Origin of the sequence: Nocardioides sp. (genome assembly GCF_051876515.1) — a bacterium.
GTDB lineage: Bacteria > Actinomycetota > Actinomycetes > Propionibacteriales > Nocardioidaceae > Nocardioides.
In genome coordinates, this window is record NZ_JBJEHY010000168.1 from 1 (window position 1) to 8,281 (window position 8,281).

The 8,281-nt window shown below is 71.4% G+C and carries 9 protein-coding genes and 1 pseudogene; 7 read left to right on the forward strand and 3 right to left on the reverse strand.

Annotated elements, in window-relative coordinates; all coding sequences use genetic code 11:
- Positions 1-759: endo alpha-1,4 polygalactosaminidase (locus ACI379_RS12710; RefSeq protein WP_439792457.1), on the reverse strand; the 759-nt coding region annotated here is incomplete at its 3' end.
- Between the two features lie 164 nt (positions 760-923).
- On the opposite strand from ACI379_RS12710, the gene ACI379_RS12715 reads away from it, so the two are divergent.
- From ACI379_RS12715 to ACI379_RS12725, 3 genes are all read left to right on the forward strand, one after another.
- Positions 924-1,727, forward strand: a complete 804-nt coding sequence (locus ACI379_RS12715) for an Ig-like domain repeat protein (protein ID WP_439792458.1) — start codon at positions 924-926, stop codon at positions 1,725-1,727.
- 172 nt (positions 1,728-1,899) lie between these two features.
- A complete protein-coding gene (locus tag ACI379_RS12720) occupies positions 1,900-2,574 on the forward strand; it encodes an HdeD family acid-resistance protein (RefSeq protein ID WP_439792459.1) in 675 nt (224 codons plus the stop codon).
- A gap of 109 nt (positions 2,575-2,683) precedes the next feature.
- Complete coding sequence (locus ACI379_RS12725) at positions 2,684-3,493, forward strand: Ig-like domain repeat protein (RefSeq protein WP_439792460.1); 810 nt, start codon at positions 2,684-2,686, stop codon at positions 3,491-3,493.
- Between the two features lie 168 nt (positions 3,494-3,661).
- On the opposite strand, the gene ACI379_RS12730 is transcribed toward ACI379_RS12725, so the two are convergent.
- Complete coding sequence (locus ACI379_RS12730; RefSeq protein WP_439792461.1) at positions 3,662-3,928, reverse strand: metal-sensitive transcriptional regulator; 267 nt, start codon at positions 3,926-3,928, stop codon at positions 3,662-3,664.
- A 127-nt stretch (positions 3,929-4,055) separates the two neighbouring features.
- On the opposite strand from ACI379_RS12730, the gene ACI379_RS12735 reads away from it, so the two are divergent.
- The 3 genes from ACI379_RS12735 to ACI379_RS12745 are packed head-to-tail and all read left to right on the forward strand — an operon-like array spanning position 4,056 to position 6,763.
- Positions 4,056-5,735, forward strand: coding sequence for a rhodanese-like domain-containing protein (locus tag ACI379_RS12735; protein ID WP_439792462.1), 1,680 nt, complete (start codon positions 4,056-4,058; stop codon positions 5,733-5,735).
- Positions 5,732-6,553 (forward strand): TSUP family transporter, encoded by an 822-nt coding sequence (locus ACI379_RS12740; protein ID WP_439792463.1) that lies wholly within the window; start codon positions 5,732-5,734, stop codon positions 6,551-6,553. Before ACI379_RS12735 ends, ACI379_RS12740 begins: the two co-directional genes overlap by 4 nt.
- Positions 6,554-6,580: 27 nt before the next feature.
- Positions 6,581-6,763: a hypothetical protein gene (locus ACI379_RS12745; RefSeq protein ID WP_439792464.1), complete on the forward strand. Its 183-nt coding sequence runs from the start codon at positions 6,581-6,583 to the stop codon at positions 6,761-6,763.
- Positions 6,764-6,794: 31 nt separating this feature from the next.
- Here the strand turns inward: ACI379_RS12745 and ACI379_RS12750 are convergent, their stop codons facing one another.
- Positions 6,795-7,805, reverse strand: a complete 1,011-nt coding sequence (locus tag ACI379_RS12750) for an aldo/keto reductase family protein (protein ID WP_439792465.1) — start codon at positions 7,803-7,805, stop codon at positions 6,795-6,797.
- A gap of 162 nt (positions 7,806-7,967) precedes the next feature.
- Between ACI379_RS12750 and ACI379_RS12755 the strand changes: the two are divergent.
- Positions 7,968-8,281, forward strand: a pseudogene (locus tag ACI379_RS12755) (hypothetical protein); the annotation flags it as partial.

Genomic DNA, 8,281 nt, shown 5'->3' on the forward strand with positions numbered 1-8,281 from the left:
CTCGGCGCACGCGCGGTCGAAGCCGGCGCGGTCGTACTCGACCACGAGCACCTGGTCGCCGTAGTGGTCCACGTACTCGCCGCACTCGTCCCACTCGCCGCACGACTCCGTCACCGCGAGGTCGAACCCGACCTTGCTGCCGTCCCACTGGGCGCGGTTCTTCTGGGCGGCCGCGAGCCGGTGCCGGTGGGCGCTGGCGACGAGCAGGCGGGCGTACGCGGTCGCGTTGCGGGCGGTGAGGCGGCGCTTGCTGCGCGTGTACGAGTCGAGGTTGTCGTACTCGACGGCGTCGTAGCCGCTGGCCGCGCACCCGGCGACCCACCGGTCCACGATCCGCGCGAGCCGCTTCCGCTTGGGTGCGGTGGAGATGTCGAGGATCCACTCGTCAGGCCAGCCCGGGTCCGCCAGCGGGCGCCCCTTCACACGTACGACCAGCCCCGGCCGCTTGCGCCAGAAGGCCCGCGAACCCGGCTGGGTCTGGAACGCGTTGACGTAGCAGACGTTGAACAGTCCCTGGACGGGGTCCGCCGTACGGTCGCGCACCACGGTCCCGACCCCCTCGGCCGGCTCCGACGGCCCGCCCAGCTGGTAGTCAAGGTGCTCGGCCGGGTCGAAGCGGGGAGCCGTCCAGGCCGCGTCGGACGCCGACGGTCCGGGCGCGCTGGAGGGGGACGCGCCGTCGGACCGATGCCCGGAACCACACCCCACGACCAGGGCAAGCGTCGCCAGCAGCACCACGAAAGCTCGTCCTCGTCCCACGGAAGAACCCTCGCGCGCACGCAGCTCACACGCAACTTCGGCCACGGATCTCCATGAGGATTCCCCCATCTGGGGGGCGCGCCGGATCACACTGAGGGCATAGCCTCATGGACGCCCCTGGTGACATCGAATCGACCCCCTGCCACATCAGGAAGGGCTTCACCATGTTCACTCGATTCACCCGCACGTCCGTCGCCGGAGCGGTTCTCGCTCTCGCGTCCACAGCACTCGTCGCGACGCCCACGTCGCAGGCAGCCACGCCGACCGCGACATCCGCCGTCGGCGCACTCGACATCCGTGTCGAGCTCAACCTCCCGGACTTCCGTACGGGGAGCCCGAAGGTCTTCGAGGTCACCGGCGTCACGCCGTCGGCCGGTGTCGAGCTCACCAACCTCAATGAGATCTCCAACCCGGACGGCTGGGGCGGCTGGCTCGCCGTCGACATCCAACCCGGCACCCGCCGCGTCGTGCTGACGCCCGACCCGGCCGGCTGGGACTTCCAGACCGTCAAGGTCCGCATCACCTCGCCGGACATCCGCCGACTCTCGGTGGTCTCCGACAAGTTGTTCGGGGACGCCAGCCCCGACCGGTCCATCACGATCGGCTCCAACTACGTCGAGGTCAATTGGAGCATCGCCGACTCCACCAACCTGACCGGGCTGGCGAAGTTCAAGTTCCCGGCGACGTCCACGACCAAGGTGACCCAGCTGCGCCAGGTCGCCCCGGGCCGCAGCGTCCGCGCTTCGGTCAAGGTGACCGGCCCCAAGCCGCGCCCCGGCGGCAAGGTCGACATGGTCCTGACCAAGGGCTCGGCCAAGGTCAAGAAGGTCGTCAAGCTCACCAAGAAGGGCACCGCGACCGCCCTGTTCAAGAAGCTCAAGAAGGGCAAGTGGACGTTCACCGCGACCTACCGCGGGGACGGCCAGCACCTGAGCAGCACGGTCACGAAGAACATCGAGCTCTTCTGACCGCTGGAGCCGTCGGGCGGGTCGCAGCACCCACCCGGCGGCTCCGTCGCGTCCCGCCCGGCACGCGGCGCAGCGAACTGGTCACATCGGACGGTCGACAGGCACCGCGCCGTGCTCCACGCTGGGTGCTGGACGTGGGGGCGTCCGCAGGCCCACGACCCAGGGAGCGACCATGAGCGGCACCGACCCGGACTCCATCTTCGACGACACCGACGGCACCGCCGTACGGCCCCAGCCGGGCGCCGCACCAGACGCAGCCGAGGCTCCGGCGTCGCCCGCGCTGCAGACCGTCGTGGCCCTGCTCGACGCGTCGTGGAAGGACCTCATGCTCCGTGGCGTCCTCGCCGTCGTGTTCGGCGTGCTGGCGATGGCGTGGCCGCTGAGCACCGTGCTCGCGATGGTGCTGCTGTGGGGCTTCTGGGCGCTGGCCGACGGGATCGGCGCCATCTGGCAGGCGTTCCACACCCGCGGCGCCCGCTCGCGGGCGATGACGTTGCTCGTCGGCGTCGTGGCCCTGGCCGCCGGCGTGATCGCGCTCGTCCGCCCCGACGTCACGGCGGTGACGCTCGTGTGGCTGCTCGGCATCTGGTTCATCGTGCGCGCCGTCGTCGAGGTCGCGACCGGGTTCACCGCGGCCCGCGGGCACGCCCGGGCGCTGCTGGTGATGAGCGCCGTCGTCGACCTGATCCTGGGACTGCTGCTGGTGCTGGCCCCCGCCCGGGCCGCGATCAGCCTGTCGGTCCTGATCGGGCTGCTCGCCTTCGCGTGGGGGCTGGCGTTCGTGGCGCTGGCGGTCGTCGTACGCCGCTCCGCAGCAACCGCCCCCTCGGTGACGCGCGAGCACTGACCGCCTGCTCCGACGGACCACGAAGGGCAGGATCCGCCATTCGTCGGCGGCGGCTGCGCGCCATCACTACGCTCCGTACGCAAAGCCCTTCGACGACACGAGGACCTCCATGAACTCCAACGTGCGAGCGATCGCCACCGCCATCACTGCCACTCTCGGGCTTTCACTCCTGGCCGCAGCACCCGCCGTCGCGGCACCCACCGCCGCGGCGCCGAAGGCCAAGGCCGTCGACATCCGCGTCGAGCTCAACCTCCCGCACTTCAGGACGGGCCAGCCCGCCGTCTTCGTCCGTGAGGATGTCGTACCCGGCGCGGGCGTCGAGCTGACCGCTGCGGACCTGGTGGACAACCCGAACGGCTGGTCCGGAAGCCTGGACATCGACATCGACCCCACGACCCAGCGCATCGTCATCAGCGGCGAGGATGACGGCGCCGACTTCGAGACCGCCGTCGTCACCATCGCCAACACCTACCTGGCCGCTCCCAAGGTGATCAACGACGCGCTCCCCGAAGAGCCGGCGTTGATGGAACGCGCCGTGAAGGCGACCGCGAAGGCACTCACCTTCACCTGGACCTCCACCAAGGACCCGAGCGACTCCGTCAACCTCACGGGCAAGGCGACCTTCTCCTACAAGGTCCGGACCTCCACCCGGTTCCGGTCGACGTCGGTCAAGGGCAACCGGGTGGCCTCGTCCGTCGTGGTGAAGAGCCTGATCGGCAAGCCGGCCGGCAAGGTCGTCTTCACCCTCAAGCGCGGCGGCAAGAAGATCGCCACCAAGAAGGTGTCGGTCAACCGCAAGGGCCTGGCGACCGTCTCCCTGCCGACGCGCGGCAAGGGTTCCTACACCCTCGTCGCGGCGTACAAGGGGAGCAAGAAGCACGCGGCCGGCAAGGCAACCCGCACCCTCAGGGTGCGCTGACACCACGCCCGTCCGAAGGCCCCGCCGGTCAGACCGGCGGGGCCTTCGCGCGTCACCGCAGTCGGTGATCGGCGTCGCCTTGCGGGCAGAGCCGAGATGGCGGTGCGGCGTGGCGCTCTGGACCGGAATCCCCGCCGGGCGTGTCATCGATCCATGGGGTGTCGGCGCTCAGGCCAGGGAGAGGAAGAGCTTCTCCATCTTCTTGACGTCGACGCCGTCGAGGCCGTCCTCACTGGCCTCGAGGCACTGCTGGAGGCCGGTGGCGACCAGCGCGTAGCCAGCGCGGGAGAGCGCCTTGTTGACGGCCGCGAGCTGGGTCAGCGCCGACTCGCAGTCGGTGCCGTCCTCGAGCATGCGGATGACGCTGCCCAGGTGCCCGTGGGCGCGCTTCATGCGCGTCACGACGGCCTTGATGTCGGTCGGGTCGAGGTCCACGGAAGTCTCCTGTCGGCTTGCTGCACCGGCGATTCTACATCCCCCTGGGGGGTTGTGTTACATTCCTGATCATAACCCCCCGGGGGGATATCGTTTCGAGGGCCGCGGGCCCGGGAGAGGAAGAGCCGTGCGACAGGTCACCATCGACGAACTCGCCACCGCGCTGGAGAACGGCGCCCAGCTGATCGACGTGCGCGAGCACGCCGAGTACGCGCTGGGCCACGTCCCCGGGGCCGTGGTCGTACCAATGGGCGAGCTGCCCTCGCGCCTCGCCGAGCTCGACCGTTCCCGCGACGTCCACCTGGTGTGCCGCAGCGGCAACCGGTCCGGCGCGATGGCCGACCTGCTCACCGAGCACGGCTTCGGCGCCGTCAACGTGGCCGGGGGCACCGAGGCGTGGATCGCGTCGGGCCGTCCGGTGGAGGGCGCCGAGGCTCTCACGGTCCACACCATCGAGACCGCCTCGCTCGGCGACCGCAGCTACCTCGTCCACGACGGTCGCACCGCGTTCGTCGTCGACCCGCAGCGCGACATCGACCGCGTCCTCGACCTGCTCGCGGCCGACGGCGTGCGCCTGACCCACGTGCTGGAGACGCACATCCACAACGACTACGTCACCGGCGGGTACGCCCTGGCCGCTGCGACCGGTGCCGACTACCTCGTCAACGCCGACGACGAGGTCTCCTTCCAGCGCACCGGGATCCGTGACGGCGACGTCGTCGACGTCTCCGAGCGGATGAGGATCACCGTCCTGGCCACGCCCGGCCACACGTTCACCCACCTGTCGTACGCGCTGAGCGACCCCTGCACGGGCGAGTCCGTCGGCGTCTTCACCGGCGGCTCCCTGCTGTACGGCGCCACCGGGCGCCCGGACCTGCTCGGCACCGAGCACGCGGAGGAGCTGGCCCGCCACCAGCACGCCTCGGCCCGCCGCCTGGCCGAGCTCCCCGACGAGACCGGCGTCTTCCCCACCCACGGGTTCGGGTCGTTCTGCTCGGCCACCCAGTCCACCTCGGCGGACTCCACCATCGGCGACGAGCGGCGCAGCAACCCCGTGCTGACCTCCGACGAGGAGACCTACGTCCGCGAGCTGCTCGCCGGCCTCGGCGCGTACCCGGCGTACTACGCCCACATGGCGCCGGCCAACAGCGCTGGCCCGGACGCCCCCGACCTGTCGCTCCCGCGGTCGGCCGACGCCGACGAGCTGCGGCGGCGGATCGAGGCGGGCGAGTGGGTCGTGGACCTGCGCAACCGCACCGCGTTCGCGGCCGGGCACACGCGCGGCACCCTCAACTTCGGCATCGACGGACCGTTCGCGACGTACCTCGGATGGCTGGTCGAGTGGGGCACCCCGTTGACGCTGCTCGGCGAGAGCGTCGAGCAGGTCGCCGAGGCCCAGCGCGAGCTGGTGCGGATCGGCATCGACCGCCCCGCCGCACACGCCACCGGCGGGCCGTCGGACTGGTCGACGGAGCCACTGGCGTCGTTCGCGACCGCGACGTTCGCCGACCTGGCCCAGGTGCGCAGCCACCGCGACGTGGCGGTGCTGGACGTGCGCCGGTCGGACGAGTACGCGGCCGCCCACATCCCGGGAGCGGTCAACGTGCCGCTGCACGACCTCGTGCGCCACCTCGGCGAGGTGCCGCCGGGCGAGGTGTGGGTGCACTGCGCGGCGGGCTACCGCGCGTCGGTCGGGGCCTCGGTCCTCTCGGCGGCCGGCCGCCACGTCGTCGCCGTCGACGACGCGTTCGACGCCGCGGTCGAACTGGGCCTCACGGTCGCCGCCTCCGACCCCGCCGGGGTGTGAGCCTGCTCGTCGCCGTCGCTGCCGGAGCCCTGATCGGACTCAGCCTGGGCGCTCTGGGCGGCGGCGGTTCGATCCTGGCCGTCCCGGTGCTGGTGCACCTGCTGGGCCAGAGCCCGGCCCAGGCCACCACCGGGTCGCTCGTCGTGGTGGCCGCGACGTCGCTGATCGGCGCCGTGGGCGCACGGCGCACGGTGATGCTCTCGCGCGGTCTGGCCTTCAGCGCGGTCGCCGTCGGCGGCGCACTGGTGGGCGCCCACGCCTCGACGCGGGTGGGCGACGACGTCCTGCTCGCGGCGTTCTCGGTGCTGATGCTCGGCATCGGTGCCTTGATGGCCGTCCGGCAGGTACGCCGTGCCCGGGCGGCAGCGACGGGCACGCCGGAGCCGTACCCGCAGATCGACGACCCGATCATCACCTTCCACCCGACCTTCGCCTGCGACTGCCCGCAGGCCCTCAAGGTGCTGGTGACCGCCACGGCGGTCGGACTGCTGACCGGGTTCCTGGGCGTCGGCGGCGGGTTCCTGGTGGTGCCGGCGCTGCTGCTGGCCCTGCACCTGCCCCTGCGCCAGGCAACCAGCACCTCGCTGGTCGTCATCACCGTCACCAGCCTGGTCGCGCTCGCCGGCCGGGCCGGCAGCGGCGTCGCGCCCGACTGGGGCGTCGTCGCGGTCCTCACCGTCGCCTCGTGCGCCGCGGCCCTCGTGGGTACGGCGCTGGCGCGGCGTACCGACACCTCACGTCTGTCCGGCGCGTTCACCGTCCTGGTGCTCGTCGTCGCCGGAACCACCGCCAGCCAGGCCCTTCCTGCGCTGGTCTGACCACCCCACACCGAACGGAGCCGCACCATGTGCCGACCCACCACCTGCAAGACCTGCCAGAAGACCACCTGGGCCGGGTGCGGCCAGCACGTCGCGTCCGTGAAGGCCGGCGTGCCCGCCAACCAGTGGTGCAACGGCGACCACACCGCGGCCGAGAAGCAGGCTGCGGGCTCGACTCCCGGGTTCTTCGGGCGCCTGCTCGGTCGCTGAGGCGCGCCGCGTCCGCCCGGTCGCGCCCGCGTCAGACGACGCGGGTGGCCGGGGTCTGCTGCGCGGTGATGCCCGGGTCGTCCACGACGACGCCAGCCAGGGCGGCATCGATGCGAGCCATCAGCTCGGGCTCGAGGCGTACGCCGGCGGCCTTGACGTTGTCGTGGACCTGCTCGGGGCGCGACGCCCCGACGAGGGCCGCGGCGACGTTGGGGTTCTGCAGGGTCCAGGCGACCGCGAGCTGCGGCATAGTCAGCCCGGCGTCCTCGGCGATCGGACGCAGGTCCTGAACGGCGCTGAGCACGTCGTCACGCATGAACCGCTTGATGTTGTTGGCGCCGCCCTTCTCGTCGGTGGCGCGCGAACCGGCTGGCGGCGGCTGGCCCGGGAGGTACTTGCCGGACAGGACACCCTGGGCCATCGGGCTCCAGACGATCTGCGAGATCCCGAGCTCCTCGGAGGTCGGCACCACCTCGCCCTCGATGACGCGCCACAGCATGGAGTACTGCGGCTGGCTGGAGATCAGCTGGAACCCCAGCTCCTTGGCCAGCGCGGCGCCCTGACGGATCTGGTCGGCCGTCCACTCGCTGACGCCGATGTAGAGAGCCTTGCCCTGGCGGACGACGTCGGCGAACGCCTGCATCGTCTCCTCCAGCGGCGTCTCCACGTCGAAGCGGTGGGCCTGGTAGAGGTCGACGTAGTCGGTCTGCAGCCGCTTGAGCGAGCCGTTGATCGACTCCATGATGTGCTTGCGCGACAGGCCGGTGTCGTTCTTGCCGCCCGGGCCGGTGGGCCAGTAGACCTTCGTGAAGATCTCCAGGGACTCGCGCCGCTCGCCGGCCAGCGCCTCCCCCAGCACCGTCTCGGCGGCGGTGTTGGCGTACACGTCGGCGGTGTCGAACGACGAGATCCCCGCGTCGAGAGCGGCGCGCACGCACTGCGTGGCCACCTCGTTCTCCACCTGCGAGCCGTGCGTCAACCAGTTGCCGTACGTGATCGCCGAGATCTTCAGACCGCTGTTGCCCAAGTACCGGAACTCCATGCGAGCCACCCTAGACCCGGCCCCCGACAGCACGGTCGCAGCGGTTGAGCCGACCCAGACCTGCGGTGGTTGAGCCCGGGTCCTGCGGTGGGTTGAGCCTGTCGAAACCACTGGTCTACTGCCCGCCCCGGAGTGTCAGTGGGCGTCCCTAGCGTGGGTGTCATGTTCGAGACGACCGCGACAGCCAGCAGCCCGGTGGAGGACCTCTCCACCCGTGGGCTCCTGGCGCGTGCTCGTTCGATGCAGGTGGCGGCCCAGCAGGCAGAGGCCGGCCTCCTCGCGATCGCGTACGAGTGGGCACTCGCGCACCCCGCGCGCGAGGCCGGTACGGGTGCTGCGTTCCGGACTGGTCCGATGGCCGACTTCGAACCGATCGCCGGCGAGGGATGCCCCGAGGTCGACGAGTGCGCCCCCGCCGAACTGGGTGCGGTGCTGGGACTGTCCACGACGGCCGCGAAGCGGCTCATCGGGCACGC